Here is an 18354-nt window from a genome sequence, read left to right on the forward strand (position 1 = left end):
TTCGACTTGAATTCTGTTCTTTTCTTTATTAAAAAGCCCTGTTTCACGAAATAATTTTCATGAAGCAGGGCTTCTTGTCAAGCGGATATTCGCGATTGAAGCAGAGGACTTCCTTGATTTGGTTAAAATGCTATGATATTGCCCGTTGCAATAATACATACCAGATAAGTCAGCAGTATCACATATGCAACATGGTCTCTTTTTTTATAGATCAGCGGCTTCATCTTCGTTCTTCCCTCACCGCCGCGGTACCCTCTGGCTTCCATCGCCATCGCAAGGTCATTTGCCCGTCGAAATGCCGAAATAAAAAGCGGAACAAGCAGCGGTACCAGGCTTTTTGCTTTCTTGATCAGTCCGCCGCTCTCAAAATCGGCACATCTTGCCATCTGAGCTTTCATGATCTTGTCTGTCTCATCGAGCAAGATTGGGATAAAACGAAGTGCGATGGACATCATCATGGATATCTCATGCACCGGAACTTTGATGACTTTCAGCGGGGAAAGGGCTTTTTCCAGTCCGTCCGTCAGATTATTCGGTGTCGTAGTCAGCGTCAGCACTGAAGATCCAAGGATCAGATAGGTCAGGCGCACAGCCATAAAAGCAGCCTGCCGGATACCTTCCCAGGTAACTTTTAATTTCCGGATCGCAAATGCTGTCGTTCCCGGTGTCAGAAACAGATTAAACACAACGGTGATCATCATCAGCACAAAAATCCCCTTCAATCCCTTGACCATAAAAGAAAACGGCACTTTTGAGATCATGATCACAGCAGCCAGAAACAGTGTTGCCACAACATAGACACTGATCTTCTGAAACAAAAACAGTGAAATAATAAATACGATCGTCCCAAACAGTTTGACGCGGGGATCCATTTTGTGGATTACGGAATCAGACGGATAGTATTGTCCTAATGTAATATCTCTTAACATATCTTTTCCCTTTTCTTGATTGCCAAAAGAATGGCTTCTTTTGCCTCTTCTACCGTGGTTGCTGTCGTGTCAATATCCCAGCCTTTTTCTTTCAGAGCCTTTACCACATAAGTGACCTGAGGTGCTGCAAGTCCGACGCTTTCCAGCTCTTTATAATGCTGAAAGACCTGTTTTGGTGTATCATCAAACAAAATCTTTCCGTCATTTACTACAATAATACGATCTACATATCTGGCAACATCTTCCATGCTGTGCGACACCAGTATAACTGTGATCTTACGTTCTTTCTGAAGCAGTGCTACCTGATCCAGGATCTCATCGCGTCCTTTCGGATCAAGGCCTGCGGTCGGCTCATCCAGGATCAACACCTGCGGATGCATCGCAAGGATACCTGCAATCGCCACACGCCTTTTTTGCCCGCCTGAAAGTTCAAACGGTGATTTCTTATAATAGCTTTCATCCAGGCCAACCTGTGTCAGTGCTTTTTTTGCCCGCTCTTCCACTTCTTCTTTGGATAATCCCAGATTTTTCGGTCCAAAGCAGACATCAGAAAAAACATCGACTTCAAAAAGCTGGTGCTCCGGATACTGGAAGACCAGACCGACCTTACTTCGCAGGGTACGCATGTCGTAACCTTCCTGATAAATATTTTCTCCATCATAATAAATCGCACCGGAAGTTGCCCGAAGCAGTCCGTTTAAATGCTGGATCAGCGTAGATTTCCCGGAGCCGGTATGACCGATGATCCCGATAAACTGTCCGTCCGGAATTTCCAGACTGATCTCATCGAGTGCTTTTTTCTCAAACGCATCGCCCTCACTGTAAACGTAGCTTACTTTTTTTAATTTCATTGACATAATGCTTTTACTAACTCCTCCGTACTTAGTACACATTCCGGCAGATCAACACCGGCTTTTCTCAGTTCGTGTGCCAGAAGAGTCACCTGTGGCACATCCAGACGGTATTTTTTCAGAGTGTCCACCTGAGCAAAAATCTCGAACGGTGTCCCCTGCATAACGATTTTTCCATCATCCATCACGATTACTTTATCTGCATAGATAACTTCTTCCATATAATGCGTGATCAAAATGGCAGTTACTTTTTCTACCTGATTTAACGCACGCACGGCACGAATCACTTCTTTTCGGCCGTTCGGATCCAGCATCGCGGTCGGCTCATCCAGAACGATGCATTTCGGATGCATTGCAACCACGCCGGCGATCGCCACACGCTGTTTTTGTCCGCCTGAAAGTTTGTTTGGAGAATTTTTGCGATATTCCCACATGCCGACACTTTTGAGACTCTCTTCAACTCTCTCCCAGATCTCCTCGGTCGGTATTCCCATGTTTTCCGGTCCAAATCCGACATCTTCTTCGACCACCGTACCGATGATCTGGTTGTCCGGATTCTGAAATACCATCCCGGCCGTTTTACGTACGTCCCAGATATTCTTTTCATCCCGCACATCCATACCGTCCACATATAAGGTACCGTCTGTCGGTGTCAAAATGGCATTGATCTGCTTGGCAAGCGTGGACTTTCCGGAACCATTATGCCCCAGAACTGCCACAAAATCGCCTTTTTTCACATCCAGATCCACACCGTCCACGGCACGGATCGTCTCTTCGACTTCCCCATTTTCGTCATACTTTTTATATTCAAATGCCAGCTTCGCCGCCTCAATGATTCCCATGGTCCACCATACTTTCCTGTATTTTTAAGATACTTTTATGCAAGTTTTCGGAGTGCTTTTTTGCACTCGCATTTTATTGTAAAGGATTTAGATGTTAATTACAAGTCTCTTCCAGCTGTTTTTTTAAATATCTTCCGACTACTGCCGAAAAATTATCAATTCTGCGGATATAGGCAAAATCTTTGCCGAAAATTCTCCGCTCCGCCTGAAGATCCCCTTCCTCCCCAGTAAAAACACCGAGTACGGATACACCCGCATTTCGCAGATGCCGTACTTCCATTGCCGTATCTTTTGTGCCATAATCACCGAAATAAGGCCTGGGATTGCGGCTGTTCGGGCGATTGACTACAATATCATTTGGTCTTCCGTCACTTAACACGATCAGGATTTTGTTTTCTTCGTCTCTTTTCAGAAGCCCTGCGGCTGCAGCACGCACAGCCAGTCCGTCCCGGTTGTTGGAAGAGCCGTAAAATTCAAAAATACGCAGGTTTGCTTCTCTTCCATCCTCGTATTCCCGAAATCTCCGCATGACCGTATAATCCCAGAACGTGCAGAAACTCATAACCCGGTGTGGGATTCCAACATTGGTGAGTGCCTCACTGAGCATAAAAGCCTGCAGTGCCACATGGCTCTGTCTGCTTCTCTGGGAACCGCTGCCGTCGATCAGCACTTCAACCACAAAATCGGTATTATAACGCCTGCTCTCCTGCAGAAACAATTTTCTGTTCTCTGTCCGTCCGATATTCCAGAGGCGATTTGGCAGGATTCTACCAGATTCTCCCACATAGGTTTCTTTTTCGTTCCTGGCTACCAGTGCACGTTTTAAAACATTAGTCAGCATATCAATATTCTGTTTTGCCATTCTGCGGTTCTGCTCGTATACACGCCAGTTGACTTCTTTCGTCCTTCTGGCATACTCTGACTGGGCGTTGACTTTCACCATATTTGCAAGGATCCCATCTGTAAAATATAAAGTACAGTCTGCATGTGCCCCTGTGCAGATCTGATGGTTGATGCGTTCTGCCTCCAGCGGTGTCAGGTAACTCCTGCCATAATTGAGTTCAATGTAACTGTTCATTTTTGCAATTGCTTCATCATCCAGCCCGATCACCTGCGTACCGCCCTTTTGCTCCTGTTCCTTTTTTTGCTTTTCCTTCTCAGAAAAAGAAGTCATGGCATCTGCCAGCTGATGCTGCATCCTCCGATAAGCATCTTCCGCCGCTTCTTCTTCCAGAAAATCCTGCCAGTCAAAGCCAGATAATTCTTCTGTGCTGACGGAAAGGACTTTTTCCAGATCTCCGACTCTCTTTTCAAACGTCGGATCCACCATCTGATTGTAAAACCAATCAACCGCCTGCACCAGTTCTTCCGTTTTCTGTGCCTGTTCCAGCCTTTTCAGCTGTTCAAACGGGCGGATCACGCGGCTGTCCGCCGGAGCACTCCCGGTCAGTGCTTCTCTCATATAGGCAAGTTTGACTTTTCCGGTATACGTGTCCAGCATTTTTTCAAAATCGTGGTCCATGATCGCCTCAAAGGCTTTTTTGCGGATATCCGGGACACCGGGCCGCTCCTTTGCGATCTTGTCATGGCATGCCGCCTCCACACAGATCTGTCCCAATGTCACAAGCTGACTTTCATCTGCCCCGAGATACACTTTTTTCAGAAGATAGAGTGCAAAAGCATCCTTGTCAAAAAACCTGGAAAAAGCTCCCTGCTTGATGGCATCGTAAATAGAAATGTATTTTGATTTGTAAAAAGATGTCACATCCGGCTTCGTATCCAGATCATAATCTTCGCTGATCGTCCACATCAGGTTGCGGATGCGGTTCTCAATCTCAAAACTGCCATGTTCCAGCTCTTCGTTTGTCAATCTTCAAACACCTCCGCTGCTTCAAGCGATGACGGGATTCTGGTCATAATGATATCTTCTACCATCTCCCTTTCGAACAGGTCAAAGCTTTTGTTGCCCACGCCCATATGGATTGCCCGGATCGGAGAAAGTCCGATCTTCATCAGCCCGATCGCCGCCAGAAGCCCTCGAAGATCCAGTGCTTTGGCAGAAATCTCGCTGTTCTGAGCTTTTGTCTGAAGATCCAGAAACAGACCGACAAACTGCTCTGCCGCAGATTCTTTTAAGGTTGGATACATGCTCTTTAAAATATGATTCAGAGTTTCCTCATCCGGTGACGGCATATTGATAACCACAAATCTGGAAACAAGTGCTTCGTTTAACTCTTTTGTGCCGGCATAGCCATAGTTCATTGTACCGATAAAACGCGTAGCCGGATGAAGTACAACTCTTTCGTATCCCGGCACATCAATTGCTCTGCGGTAATCCAAAGTTGCATGCAACACCGATACGGCATCGTTTTTTGCCATGTTGATTTCATCAAGGATCCCAAAACCTCCGGTTTTTGCACACTGGATAATCGGACCTTCCCGCAGCTGGACTTCGTTGTTGCGGAACGTATCCGTACCGATCAGTGTACTGCTGTCTGTATTGACATGAAAAGAAATATTATAAGTTGGCCTTCTAAAAAGCCAGGCAAGATTTTCTGCAAGAATATTTTTCCCGGTGGCCTTTCCGCCGCAAAGCAGCACGTTTTCGCCCGCTAACAGAGCCGCGATCGCCATTTCCAGAACCTCTTTTCCGAAAAACGGGATCTGCGGACGGATGCAGCGTTCTTCTGCCGCATCGCCCGTATCATTTTCTCTTCGAAATTCCATAAGTTCTTCTAAAATATGCCCGGAAATGCCCTGTTCTTCCAGCCTTTGTATCTCTTCTTTTAAAATCTGCAAACTTTTCTCTGTATTTGATGTCATATCGTCTGTCTCCTTTTTTCTCCCTGTCCGGGTTTTGGTGTGCCGTCTCCTCGCAGTTCTTCAATAAATCTGGAACAGGACAGCTCCTGCCCATAGCGTTCTTTTGCATAATACAGATAGAGCTTGTCTTTTGCCCGCGTCATGCCCACATAAAACAGACGGCGTTCTTCCTGGATATCTGCATCCATCACTGCTTTCCGGTGCGGCATATTGCCTTCCACTGCATCCACAAGAAATACCACCGGAAACTCCAGACCTTTGGCACTGTGCAGTGTTGTAAAAACAACCGCCTTTGCTTCTTCTTTCTGCTCACTGCTTTTTTTCTGCAAAGCTTCTTTATATTCTTCCATATGGACACACCAGGCATCAAAAGTATCAAAACTTCTGGCTGCTTCCTGAAGTTCATCTAAAACCTCATACAGCTCTTCCGGCTTGATCCTGCGAAACTGTGCATATTCTCTCAAATATTCTTCATATCCTACCGCATGCCTGATATAATTAATCGCCGCATAAGGCTTCATTTTCGCAATACAGGAAAGATCATATTCCAGGCGGTCGATCCGATCTTCCATCCAGTCCCGCCCCTGACATTTCTGCCGCAGTCCTTCCAGTGTAACCGTCTGGGAATCCAGATAATCACGGCTGATATAACGGTTCGGACGGTTTATGATCTGCAGAAAATCTTTCCGGCTGCGATTTCCGTTTGCAATGCGTATGTAGGTAAACAGATCGTTTGCGATCCAGTGTTCGTAAATATTCGGCAGTCCGTCCCGCATCCGGAACGGGAGGTTGTATTCCATGAATTTTTCCAGATAAATACGTGCTCCGGTATTCGTCCGGAACAGAACTGCGATCTCCTGCGGCTCTCTTCCGTCTCGCAGCATATCCTGCACTTTTTTGACAACCGCCAGAGCCTCCATTGCCTGATTCTGAAAGAAAGAGATTGTGATCTTCTCTCCGTTTCCGCGGATGCCATGTGTGCTTTTCTGAAAACGGTTGGTGTTGTGAGCGATCACCCTGCCGGCTCCTTTGATGATGCACTCCGTCGAACGGTAATTCTCTGCAAGCTGGATCATCACAGCTTTCGGAAAATCTTTCTGAAAATTCAGCATGATCTCCGGCTTTGCACCGCGAAAACGATAGATGGACTGGTCATCATCGCCGACGATAAACAGATTGTTTCCAGGCTGTGCCAGAAGTTTGACCGTCTCATACTGGATCGCATTGATATCCTGAAATTCATCGATCAGAATATAGCGGAAACGTTTCTGCCATCCCCTGCAGATATCCGGTCTTGCTTTTAACAGTTCGTAAGTGCAGACCAGCATATCATCAAAATCCAGTTTCCGTTTCCGTATCAGAGCCTGCCGATATTCTCTGAAAATACTGCGGAACACATCTTCCGGGCAATTAGAAGAATAATAATGTTCAAGCGATATCCGCTCGTTTTTGATCAGACTGATCTCCTCTGTGACACCCAAAAGAAACTCCTTCTCATCTTCGATCTCCAGATCCATCGGTTCCAAAATATCACGCAGGATCGTATATTTCTCTTCTTCTCTTAAAATATTTTCTGCCGTATAGTGATAGGCAGCTTTGAGGATCGTAAAAAAGACCGCATGAAAGGTACCAAAAGTAACCGGTGCATAACGTCCCTTCATTGCATTGTGAAAACGCTCCCGCATCTCGATGGATGCTGCTTTGGTAAACGTGATGACCAGGATTTCCGATGGGCTGATCCCCTGCTTTTCGATCAGGTATTTTGTTCTCTCGGTGATAACGGTGGTTTTTCCGGAGCCAGGCCCTGCAAGACAGATGCAGGGACCTGCTCCATGGGCGACTGCCCTGGACTGAGTTTCACTCAAACTCATAGATTATTTCTCCAATTTCTCTATTGCCGCATGGATGCGTTTGATGGATTCTTCTTTTCCAAGAATCTCCAGGATCTCGGTTGCACCTGCCGGTGTTGTCTGTTTACCGGAAAGAGCAGTACGAATCGGCCACATGATATACCCGGTCTTATATCCATGTTCTTTACCGAATGCTACCAGTGCCTCAAACAGTGCATCGTTGCTGTAATCATCCTGTGCCTCAAGCAGAGGAAGTACTTCTTTTAACAGGTTCAGAGAAGTTTCCTCTGTTGTTTTCATTTTTTTGTGGCAATACATCTGTGTATCATACTCCGGAACTTCTTCATAAAAATCGATCAGCTCTTTGATCTCCGGGAATACTTCGATACGTGTCTTAACCTGAGATGCGATCTTTTTCAGATCCAGATCTTTGTGGATCGCTTCTTTCAGATATGGCAGTGCACGCTCGTAGAATTTATCAAAATCCATCGCCTTGATATATTCACCGTTCATCCATCTTAATTTGCCCATATCAAAAACAGCCGGTGATTTATTCATATGATGATAATCAAAAGCTTCTACCAGCTCCTCCAGAGAGAAGATCTCACGGTTGTCAGACGGACACCATCCAAGCAGTGCCACATAGTTTACAACTGCTTCTGTCACAAATCCCTGCTCGATCAGGTCTTCGTAAGAAGAATGACCGCAGCGTTTGCTCAGCTTTTTATGCTCTTCGTTTGTGATCAGCGGGCAGTGCACATAAACCGGAACATCCCAGCCAAATGCCGCATACAGACGATTGTATTTCGGTGAAGATGACAGATATTCATTTCCTCTTACCACATGAGTGATGCCCATCAGGTGGTCATCAACTACATTTGCAAAATTGTAGGTCGGATATCCATCAGATTTAATCAGAATCATATCATCCAGCTCTGAGTTCGGAACTTCAATCTTTCCGTAAATCTCATCTTCGAAAGAAGTCGTTCCTTCATTCGGGATGTTCTGACGGATAACATACGGAACGCCTGCTGCCAGTTTGGCTTCTACTTCTTCTTTGGAAAGATGCAGACAGTGTTTGTCATAAACAATAATTTCTTTTCCGGCAACTTCCTGTTTTAAAGATTCCAGACGCTCTTTGCCGCAGAAACAGTAATATGCTTCCCCTTTTTCAACCAGCTCTTTGGCATATTTCAGGTAAATGCCCTGTGCCTGACGCTCGCTCTGTACATACGGACCAACGCCGCCATCCAGATCCGGACCTTCATCATGAACCAGACCTGTTTCTTTGAGTGTATGGTAAATAATATCCAATGCACCTTCCACGTAACGCTCCTGGTCGGTGTCCTCTATACGGAGAATAAAGTCTCCTCCTTCATGTTTTGCAATCAGATATGCATATAATGCAGTTCTTAAATTTCCTACGTGCATCCTTCCTGTCGGACTTGGTGCAAAACGTGTTCTGACTTTGCTCATATCTTTCCTCCTCATCCTTGGGCTTTTCTATGCTTCCCAAAACGTCATTTCACTTCATTATATACTCTGTTTTGTAATTTGTACAGAGAAAAAAATCCCCGGAATTCTGAAAACAGACAGATATCTGCATTTCCAGAATTCCGGAGATTTTACTTTAGTTCTTCCATAATGTCCGCCACATGCTCCAATTTTTCTGCCTTCCAGGCATTTGCCCCACAGAACAGCAGTGCTTCGTCCAGATTTCCTTTCGCCGCCGCGATCAATGCACGTGTGATACAGTAAGGGATTTCTTTTGGATTACAGTGCTCCAGGCAATGGAGACATTTTTTATCAATTTTATGCGAACCATGTTTGATAAAGGTATTGAAAATAGCACGACCCGGCATGCCGACAGGGCTTTTGACAATACCGATCTGTTCTTTTTTACAGTCGATGTACGCCTGTTTATAAGACAGATCTGCGTCACACTCGTATGTCGTGACAAAGCGTGTCCCCATCTGTACGCCATCCACGCCAAGTGCCAGAGCCCGATCCATATCGGCACGGTCATAGATCCCGCCTGCCAGCACGACCGGTATATTTTTGTGGCTGTCCGCTTCGATTTCTCTTACCACGGCCAGGATTTTTTTTACTTCCTGTGCATAGGTCTCATCCGTAAACATTTCCAGCTGTTCCCGGTGAAAGCCCAGATGTCCACCTGCTTTTGGCCCTTCGATCACCAACAGATCCGGCACAACATTGTATTTTCTTTTCCAGATCCGCAGCATCACTTTGGCCGCTTTTTCTGTGGAAACGATCGGTGCGATCTTCGTGTTGCTGCCTTTTACATATTCCGGGAGTTTTTCCGGAAGCCCTGCCCCGGAAATGATCAGATCCGCCCCGGCTTTTACAGCAGCCTTCACGTAATCTGCATAATCTTTTGTGGCAACCATGATATTAAATCCGACGATTCCGCCGCCTGCAAGTGCTCTTGCCTTTGCAAGCTGGGACTGTATGGCACGCAGATTCGCTTCTTTTGGATGTTCTTCAAAATCTGGCTCGCGAAATCCGATCTGTGCGGCAGAAAGGATACCGACACCGCCATTTGCCGCCACACTGCCTGCCAGATGCGAAAGACTGATCCCAACACCCATTCCGCCCTGGATCACCGGAATCCTTGCAGTTAAGTCTCCGATTTTTAATGGTTTTCTGTCCATATATATTCCGTCCTTTTGTACGATGTCAAAGTCAGACATCTAATACCTGCGAAAACGCTCGTAGCGTTCTATGGCAAGCTGATCTTCGCTTTTTTCTTCCTGTTTTTCCAGGAAACAGAGCATATGTTCTTTCATGTTTCCTGTAATCGTTTCCAGATTTTTCTTCTGTGCCGGCTCGACTTCCGGAACGATCCACTCGATCACACCAAGTTCTTTTAAATCTTTTGCCGTGATCTTCATGATCCCTGCCGCTTCTTTTGCACGTTTTCCGTCTTTCCAGAGAATCGATGCAAATCCTTCCGGCGAAAGGATCGAGTAGGTAGCATTTTCCATCATCCAGACTTCATTTGCCACGGCAAGGGCAAGTGCCCCTCCGCTTCCGCCTTCTCCGATCACAATGCTGAGTACCGGAACTTTCAGACCTGACATCTCACTGAGATTTTCTGCGATCGCTCTGCCCTGTCCGCGTTCTTCTGCTCCGATCCCGCAGGCAGCCCCCGGCGTATCTACAAAACAGATGATCGGACGATGGAATTTTTCTGCCTGTTTCATCAGACGAAGGGCCTTACGATAGCCTTCCGGAGATGCCATGCCAAAATTGCAGCGGATATTTTCCCTGGTATTTTTCCCCTTCTGCTGTCCGATGACTGTAACCGGAATACCCGAAAGTGTGGCGATCCCGCCGATCACAGCTCCATCATCTCCAAAGCAGCGATCCCCGTGAAGTTCAGTAAAATCTTCAAAAATCTGATCGATATAATCTCCCACCGTGCATCTTGCCGGACTGCGTGACAGTTCCACCCGCTCCCAGGCACTTTTCTCCTTTTTATTTTCTTTATCAGAGTGCTTTTCTTCTATAGGATCTGTCTGGAACATGCTTGCTTTTGATGCAAAGGTTTCTGCTGCTTTCTGATTGTGAAGCCTAAGTAATTTTCCAAGTTCTTCTCTCATACTTTTACGCTCAATAATCGCATCGATCATGCCTTTTTCCAGCAAAAACTCCGCTCTCTGGAATCCGTCCGGCAGTTTTTCTCCGGTTGTCTGACGGATCACACGCGGACCCGCAAATCCAATCAGGGCTCCTGGCTCTGCAAGGATCACATCGCCAAGCATGGCAAAACTTGCCGTCACACCACCCGTTGTCGGATCCGTCAGCACCGGAATGTAAAGAAGGCCTGCATCGCTGTGACGTCTGATTGCCGCTGCTGTTTTTGCCATCTGCATCAGAGAAATAATCCCTTCCTGCATTCTCGCCCCACCGGAACAACAAAACAGGATCACTGGCAGTTTTTCCTCTGTCGCTTGTTCAAATGCCTGCGTGATACGCTCTCCTACTACATATCCCATGCTGCTCATCAGAAATCTGGCATCGCACACACCGATTACCGTTTCCCATCCACAGATGCTTCCTTTTCCGATCGTAACGGCTTCCTTTAATCCTGTTTTTCTTCTTGTATCAGAAAGTTTTTCTTCGTATTCCGGAAAATCAATCGGATTTTTCTCTTCGATATCCGTTCCCCATTCCTGAAAGCTTCCTTTATCAAGCAGCAGGCGAAGTCTGGTCTTTGCCTTGATTCGAAAATAGTCACCGCATTTCGGACAGGTGTAAAACTTTTCTTTTACATCTTCCCGATAGACCATTTTTTTACATTTTGAGCACTTCAGCCACATACCATCCGGTACAGACGGTCCCTTCTCTTCTGGCTGCGATCCAATTTTTATATAGCCTGTCTTTTTAAACATGGATTTGAAAATTGCCATGCTTTGGCCTCCTTATTCTTTTTCCATCTGAAACTTTTTCTCTATAAAAGAAGTATCAAAATTTCCATTGATAAAATCCTCATCATCCAGAATCTGAAACTGAAAATCAAGATTTGTTGTGATCCCTTCCAGAACCAGTTCGCCAAGGGCACTTCTCATTTTCTGGATCGCCCCCTGTCTTGTCCTGTCATGAACAATCACTTTTGCCGCCATTGAATCATAGTAAGGCGATATCTCACATCCACCGTAAATAGCAGTATCAACCCTCACGCCAAAGCCACCCGGCAAATGTATCTGACCGAGCTTTCCAGGACACGGCATAAAATTCTTCTTTGGATCTTCGGCGTTGATGCGACATTCCAGTGCATGACCGCGTAACGTGATCTCTTCCTGCGTCAGATCAAGCGGCAAACCGGCTGCAATATAAATCTGTTCCTTGATCAGATCCACGCCAGATACCATTTCGGTCACCGGATGTTCTACCTGGATCCGGGTGTTCATCTCCATAAAATAATAACGCTTCTGCTTATCCAGAAGAAATTCAATCGTTCCGGCATTTTCGTAAGCTGCCGCTTTTGCGGCACGCACTGCCACCGCTCCCATTTCTTTTCGCAGTGTTTCATCCAGCACGCTGCTTGGAGATTCTTCAATCACTTTCTGATGATTTCTCTGAATGGAACAGTCACGCTCCCCAAGTTGAATGACGTTGCCGAATTTATCGGCAAGAATCTGAAACTCAATATGTTTCGGCTCTTCGATATATTTCTCGATATACATGGAATCGTCTCCGAAACCGCGGATTGCTTCCAGCTGTGCTACCTTGAAATTTTCCAGAAAATCTTCCGCTGTCTGCGAAAGCCGCATGCCTTTTCCTCCGCCTCCAAGTGCCGCTTTTATCATGACCGGATAGCCAATCTGATCTGCCGCCTCTTTTGCTTTCCCGGCATCGGTGAGTGGTCTTTCGGTTCCCGGCACAACCGGGATGCCGGCTTTTATCATGGTATTTCTGGCTTCGGATTTGTTTCCCATGCGTTCGATCACCTCTGCGGACGGACCGATAAAGGTGATCCCGCATTTTCTGCACATATCTGCAAATTTACTGTTTTCCGACAAAAATCCAAATCCCGGATGAATGGCATCTGCTTTTGCTGCAATACAGGCACTTAAAATACGTTCCATATCAAGATAACTCTCCGCTGCGGCAGATGGTCCGATACAGATGGCTTCGTCTGCCAGTTGAGCGTGCAGTGCTTCCGCATCCGCCTGTGAATAGATGGCAACGGTACGAATGCCAAGTTCTCTGCACGCACGTATGATCCGAAGTGCAATCTCCCCCCGGTTGGCGATCAATATTTTCTGAAACATCTTTCTCTCCTTTTTATCCGATTGCAAAGGTCAGCTCTGCAGATACGGCTACTTCCCCTTCAACCATTGCCACGGCTTTTCCGATCCCGATCGGACCTTTCTTCTTGATCATTTCCACTTCCAGCATCAGGACATCCCCCGGAACCACTTTCCGTTTGAATTTTGCCTGGTTGATGGCACCAAAATAAGCTGTTTTCCCTTTATATTCCGGACACGATAACATCACAACTGCACCGACCTGAGCCAGAGCCTCAATCATCAGTACACCAGGCATAACTGGTTCCTGTGGAAAATGACCTGCAAAATAGGGCTCGTTGTAACTGACACACTTCTTGCCAATTCCATGCTCGCCCGGTGTCAGTTCTTCAATCGTATCGATCAGAAGCATCGGCTGTCTGTGTGGGATCACTTCCATGATTTCTTTTGCTTTCATCACTGACATTTTTTCTTCCTCCAAAGACGATATTATTTAATACAGAATAGTGGCTGTCCATATTCTACCATCTCACCGTTTTCCGCAAGTACTTTTTCTACGGTACCGTCACACTCTGCCACAATTTCATTCATCAGTTTCATTGCTTCAATGATGCCGATTGTCTGACCTTTTGTCACCGTATCTCCCGGTTTTACAAATGGATCTTCTTCCGGAGACGGTGCCAGATAGAACGTGCCGACCAGCGGTGAGCAGACGAGATTTTCCTCATTTTCGATATTCCCTGTAAAAGATTCTTCCGAATCATGGTTTGCAGGATTATGGGATGCGACGCTGTTTTTCCCTGCTTCCATAAAAACCTCGCCCTGCTCTGCTGCGGTATCTTCCGTGCAGATCTTTACGACTTTTTCTTTTTTCATGCAAAGCTGAAGATTGCCTTCTTCTAAAGTAAATTCAGTCAGCCCGGATGCAGAAACTTTATCGATCAGCGTAAGAATTTTTTCGATCTCCATATCTGATTCCTCCTAGCGATACTTTTTGATCAGAATACTTGCATTGTGTCCGCCAAATCCGAAGGAATTGCTTAAGGCATAATCAAACGATTCCCTGATTTCTGTATCTGGCACATAATTTAAATCCATCTCTTCTTCTGCTTCCAGAAATCCGACGGTCGGATGGATATAACCTTCTTCCAGTTCTTTGACGCAGGTGATAAATTCCACCGCACCGGCTGCACCGAGCATATGACCGACCATGGATTTCGTGGAATTGATGCGGATGTTGTACGCATGCTCTCCAAAGGCTTTTTTGATCGCTCTGGTCTCAAAGAGGTCGTTGTGATGTGTGCTGGTTCCGTGTGCATTGATATAGGTCAGCTCTGTTTTATCAATGTTTGCCTCTGCAACGGCATCACTCATCGCTCTTGCCGCACCCTCACCGTCTTCCGCCGGTGATGTAATATGGTAAGCATCGCTGGTACAGCCATAGCCGACCACTTCCGCCAGAATATTGGCGTTTCTTGCCTGTGCATGAGAAAGTTCTTCTAAAATAACAACACCTGCACCTTCCCCCATCACAAATCCGCTGCGGTCCTTGTCAAACGGGATGGAACAACGTTTCGGATCTGTCGCAGAAGACAGTGCCGTCAGAGCGGAAAAGCCTCCGACACCCATCGGACAGATGGCTGCTTCTGTACCGCCTGCCACGATCACATCGGCATCTCCGATCTGAATACTGCGGAACGCTTCGCCGATGGAATGGGTTCCGGTCGCACAGGCAGTCACCACATTCAGGCTTTTGCCTTTCAGTCCCAGCTGAATGGAAACATTTCCGCATGCCATGTTAGAGATCATCAGCGGAACAAGAAGCGGATTGATCCTGGATGCTCCACGCTCCAGCAGTCTTTTATGCTCCCGTTCCATTGCCTGCAGACTTCCGATACCGGAACCGACATAACAGCCCACACGGTAAGGATCTTCTTTTTCCATATCAATGCCCGCATTCTTCATTGCTTCCGCTGCAGCCGCCACTGCATACTGACAGAACAACTCCATACGTCTTGCTGCCTTGAAATCCATAAATTCTTTCGGATCAAAATCTTTGATCTCTGCCGCCAGGCTTGCCTTGAACCCTGTGGTGTCAAATTTGGTGATCTTATCAAATCCGGTTCTTTTTTCTTTGACACTGTTCCAGAAATTCTCAACACCGATGCCAATTGGTGTCACGGCTCCCATACCGGTCACTACAACTCGTCTCATATCTTGCCTCCTGTTTTTACATTACATCGCCATGCCGCCATCCACACAGAGCACCTGACCTGTGATATAGGATGCCGCATCAGATGTAAGAAATGCCACTGCTTCCGCTACATCTTCCGGATGCCCGAATTTTTTCATCGGAATCTGCTGTGTTGCCTGTTCTCTTATAGTATCAGAAAGTTTTTCTGTCATATCTGTCTCAATAAATCCTGGTGCAACGGCATTTACCTGAATATTTCTGCCTGCAAATTCGCGGGCTATGGTTTTGGTAAGGCCGATGATCCCTGCTTTTGCAGCTGCATAATTTGCCTGACCGGCATTTCCAAGCACACCGGATACGGATGCGATGTTTACGATTTTTCCGCTTTTCTGGCGGATCATCTGTCTTGCCGCTGCATGGATCGTATTAAATGCACCTTTTAAATTGACTTCAATCACACGGTCAAAATCTGCTTCGCTCATCCGCATGATCAGATTGTCTTTTGTAATTCCGGCATTATTGATGAGAATATCCAGCCGTCCATATTGCTTTACGATTTCTTTGACCATATCTTCTGTGGCATAAAAATCTGAAATATCACAGCCATAAACCACGGCTTTTCCTCCCGCATTTATGATCTCTTCTGCCGTCTGCTCTGCTTTCTCTTTTGAACCGCTGTAATTTACCACAACAAAAATATTTTTCTTTGCCAGTGTTTTTGCGATCTGAGAACCGATCCCTCTGGATGCACCGGTCACCAGTGCGATTTTTTCTTCCATTATCGATTACCTCTGCTTTCCAGTACTTTTTCCAGATCTTCCGGTTTTTCAATGGAAAATCCCTTGACACTGCAGTCGATCTTTCGAAGAAAACCAGTTAGCGTTTTCCCAGGTCCGATCTCCACAAATGTATCAACGCCATCTGCGATCATACGCTCCACACTCTGTTGCCATAACACAGAAGATGCTACCTGCTTTGCAAGAAGTTCTTTGATTGCTTCCTCTTCTGTCACATATTCTGCTGTGACATTTGTCACATATGGGATCACCGGTGCCTGTACTGTTACCGTTTTTAAGACTTCTGCCAGTTTTTTTCCTGCCCCTTCCAGCATTGGAGAATGAAACGGACCGCTGACCTTGAGCGGCAGCACCCTTCTTGCACCGGCTTCTTTTAAAGCCATGCCCGCTCTCTCAACAGCAGTATCTTCTCCTGTGATTACGACCTGCCCCGGACAGTTATAATTCGCCACCGAAACTCTGCCTTCTGTTTCCTGACAGATTTTCCGGATCTGTTCTCCATCCATACCGATCACAGCCGCCATCGCTCCGCCTGTCGGAACTGCTTCCTGCATAAAAATGCCTCTCTGACGCACCACGCGAAATGCTGTTTCCATATCCAGCACACCGCTCGTGATCAGTGCACCATATTCTCCGAGGCTGAGCCCCGCACTGACATCCGCAGCAAGCCCTGCTTCCCACACTGCTCCAAGGATCGCTGCTTCACAGGCGAGAATTGCAATCTGCGTGTACTGCGTTTCGTTCAGTTTTTCATTTTCTTCAAAACAGAGTGCCGGAATGTCCAGCCCGGTCGCTTTCGAAGCGAGGTCAAAAATCTCTCTTGCCTTTTCACTTCTCTCATAAAATTCTTTTCCCATGCCGGCATGCTGTGCACCCTGCCCCGGGAATACAAATGCAATTTTGCCCATCTTCTATGCCTCTTTCAGAAGTTTTTTTGCCTGATCCATGATCTCTTCGATCATCTCACTGCAAGTCTGTTCCTGTTTCACCAGACCTGCACTCTGACCTGCCATAACGGTTCCTCTTGTCACATCTCCCTCCACAACTGCCTTACGCAGTGTGCCGAGCGTCATCAGCTCCAGTTCTTCAAACGAAGCCCCTTCTTTTTCCAGTTTCAGATATTCTCTGGTCATCTGATTTCTCAGACAGCGGACAGGATGTCCGGTGCTCATGCCGGTAACTTCCGAATCGATATCTCTTGCTTTCAGCACACGTTCTTTATAAGCTTCGTGAACAATGGATTCTTTTGAAACGATAAAACGTGTCCCCATCTGAACGGCATCTGCTCCAAGCATCCTTGCTGCTGCAAATCCTCTGCCATCAGCGATGCCTCCGGCTGCGATAACCGGAATGTTTACCGCATCCACAATCTGCGGAACCAGTGTCATCGTCGTCTGAGCACCGATGTGTCCGCCGGATTCCATTCCTTCTGCAACCAGTGCATCGGCTCCGACGCGTTCCATTCTTCTTGCAAGTGCCACGGAAGCTACCACCGGAATGACGAGAATACCCGCCTCTTTCCACATCTTCATATATTTTTCCGGACTTCCGGCACCGGTCGTAACCGCTTTTACGCCTTCTTCTGCAACTGCCTGTGCCACTTCATCCGCATGCTGACTCAGCAGCATGACATTGACACCAAACGGTTTGTCCGTCAGTTCTTTTGCCTTGCGGATCTCATCACGCACCCATTCGGCTGGTGCATTTGCAGCTCCGATAATACCAAACCCTCCGGCATTTGACACCGCTGCCGCAAGATTATGTTCTGCCACCCATGCCATACCGCCCTGAATGATCGGATATTTTATTCCAAGAAGTTCTGTCACTTCTGATTTCATGTTATACTCCTCCATCTGTTGTTACGGATTCCAAAACAGGCTTTTATGCTTTTCCTGCTATTTATGCTTACGCTTCTACGCCCTTCTGTTTCAGGTAATCCACAACACTTTCAACCGTCGTCAGCTGTTCCAGTTCTTCAGATGGAATTTCCACACCGTAAGTATCTTCCAGGGACATCACAAGTTCAAACAAATCCAGGGAATCTGCACCCAGATCCTCTTTAAAAGAACTTTCCATTTTAATCTCCTCTGCCGGACAATTTAACTGTTCTGCGATTAATTCTTTCATTTTTTCAAACATTTTGATTTCTCCTTTATTTTTCATGGTTTTATTTGCATCATGCCAGGGACTTGCATGCAAAGCATCCTTCTTGCCCACAAGATAAGATTATTTCCCTGACATCTTGTATTTTATTATGCATCTCAAATATTTTGACTTTCAAAGTATAATGCAAG

At 46.4% G+C, this 18354-nt stretch carries 17 protein-coding genes; all 17 read right to left on the reverse strand.

Going from position 1 to position 18354, the window contains the following annotated elements; translation table 11 throughout:
* Positions 1–122: 122 nt before the first annotated feature.
* A complete protein-coding gene (locus LKD42_RS07900; protein WP_248835350.1) occupies positions 123–929 on the reverse strand; it encodes an energy-coupling factor transporter transmembrane component T family protein in 807 nt (268 codons plus the stop codon).
* A complete protein-coding gene (locus tag LKD42_RS07905; protein ID WP_022118616.1) occupies positions 923–1786 on the reverse strand; it encodes an energy-coupling factor transporter ATPase in 864 nt (287 codons plus the stop codon). The genes LKD42_RS07900 and LKD42_RS07905 overlap by 7 nt, the downstream gene beginning before the upstream one ends.
* A complete protein-coding gene (locus tag LKD42_RS07910; RefSeq protein ID WP_248835351.1) occupies positions 1777–2622 on the reverse strand; it encodes an energy-coupling factor transporter ATPase in 846 nt (281 codons plus the stop codon). Before LKD42_RS07910 ends, LKD42_RS07905 begins: the two co-directional genes overlap by 10 nt.
* Positions 2623–2716: 94 nt before the next feature.
* Positions 2717–4492, reverse strand: coding sequence for a cobaltochelatase CobT-related protein (locus LKD42_RS07915; protein WP_331464836.1), 1776 nt, complete (start codon positions 4490–4492; stop codon positions 2717–2719).
* Positions 4489–5445: an AAA family ATPase gene (locus tag LKD42_RS07920; RefSeq protein ID WP_248835352.1), complete on the reverse strand. Its 957-nt coding sequence runs from the start codon at positions 5443–5445 to the stop codon at positions 4489–4491. The genes LKD42_RS07915 and LKD42_RS07920 overlap by 4 nt, the downstream gene beginning before the upstream one ends.
* Complete coding sequence (locus LKD42_RS07925) at positions 5442–7316, reverse strand: ATP-dependent helicase (protein ID WP_248835353.1); 1875 nt, start codon at positions 7314–7316, stop codon at positions 5442–5444. The genes LKD42_RS07920 and LKD42_RS07925 overlap by 4 nt, the downstream gene beginning before the upstream one ends.
* 3 nt (positions 7317–7319) lie before the next feature.
* Positions 7320–8771: a glutamate--tRNA ligase gene (gene gltX / locus LKD42_RS07930; RefSeq protein ID WP_215659769.1), complete on the reverse strand. Its 1452-nt coding sequence runs from the start codon at positions 8769–8771 to the stop codon at positions 7320–7322.
* 149 nt (positions 8772–8920) lie between these two features.
* Entirely contained in the window at positions 8921–9967 is a 1047-nt protein-coding gene (locus tag LKD42_RS07935; protein ID WP_248835354.1) for an NAD(P)H-dependent flavin oxidoreductase, read from the reverse strand.
* A 39-nt stretch (positions 9968–10006) separates the two neighbouring features.
* Positions 10007–11728, reverse strand: coding sequence for an acetyl-CoA carboxylase carboxyltransferase subunit alpha (locus tag LKD42_RS07940; protein ID WP_248835355.1), 1722 nt, complete (start codon positions 11726–11728; stop codon positions 10007–10009).
* A gap of 12 nt (positions 11729–11740) precedes the next feature.
* Positions 11741–13093 carry an acetyl-CoA carboxylase biotin carboxylase subunit gene (locus LKD42_RS07945; protein WP_022118608.1) on the reverse strand — a complete coding sequence of 451 codons (1353 nt, stop codon included), beginning with the start codon at positions 13091–13093 and terminating at the stop codon, positions 11741–11743.
* A gap of 13 nt (positions 13094–13106) precedes the next feature.
* Positions 13107–13535, reverse strand: coding sequence for a 3-hydroxyacyl-ACP dehydratase FabZ (gene fabZ / locus LKD42_RS07950; RefSeq protein ID WP_283094980.1), 429 nt, complete (start codon positions 13533–13535; stop codon positions 13107–13109).
* 23 nt (positions 13536–13558) lie between these two features.
* Entirely contained in the window at positions 13559–14038 is a 480-nt protein-coding gene (gene accB / locus LKD42_RS07955) for an acetyl-CoA carboxylase biotin carboxyl carrier protein (RefSeq protein ID WP_147631602.1), read from the reverse strand.
* Positions 14039–14050: 12 nt separating this feature from the next.
* Complete coding sequence (gene fabF / locus LKD42_RS07960) at positions 14051–15283, reverse strand: beta-ketoacyl-ACP synthase II (RefSeq protein WP_173897490.1); 1233 nt, start codon at positions 15281–15283, stop codon at positions 14051–14053.
* A gap of 21 nt (positions 15284–15304) precedes the next feature.
* Entirely contained in the window at positions 15305–16045 is a 741-nt protein-coding gene (gene fabG / locus LKD42_RS07965; RefSeq protein ID WP_147631604.1) for a 3-oxoacyl-[acyl-carrier-protein] reductase, read from the reverse strand.
* Positions 16042–16968 (reverse strand): ACP S-malonyltransferase, encoded by a 927-nt coding sequence (fabD, locus tag LKD42_RS07970; RefSeq protein ID WP_248835356.1) that lies wholly within the window; start codon positions 16966–16968, stop codon positions 16042–16044. Before fabD ends, fabG begins: the two co-directional genes overlap by 4 nt.
* Before the next feature lie 3 nt (positions 16969–16971).
* On the reverse strand, positions 16972–17898 hold the full coding sequence (gene fabK, locus LKD42_RS07975) for an enoyl-[acyl-carrier-protein] reductase FabK (protein ID WP_173895801.1): 927 nt from the start codon (positions 17896–17898) through the stop codon (positions 16972–16974).
* Positions 17899–17965: 67 nt separating this feature from the next.
* On the reverse strand, positions 17966–18199 hold the full coding sequence (acpP, locus tag LKD42_RS07980; RefSeq protein WP_022118600.1) for an acyl carrier protein: 234 nt from the start codon (positions 18197–18199) through the stop codon (positions 17966–17968).
* Between the last annotated feature and the right edge of the window lie 155 nt (positions 18200–18354).

This window comes from Hominisplanchenecus faecis (genome assembly GCF_020687205.1).
GTDB classification, from domain to species: Bacteria; Bacillota; Clostridia; order Lachnospirales; family Lachnospiraceae; genus Hominisplanchenecus; species Hominisplanchenecus faecis.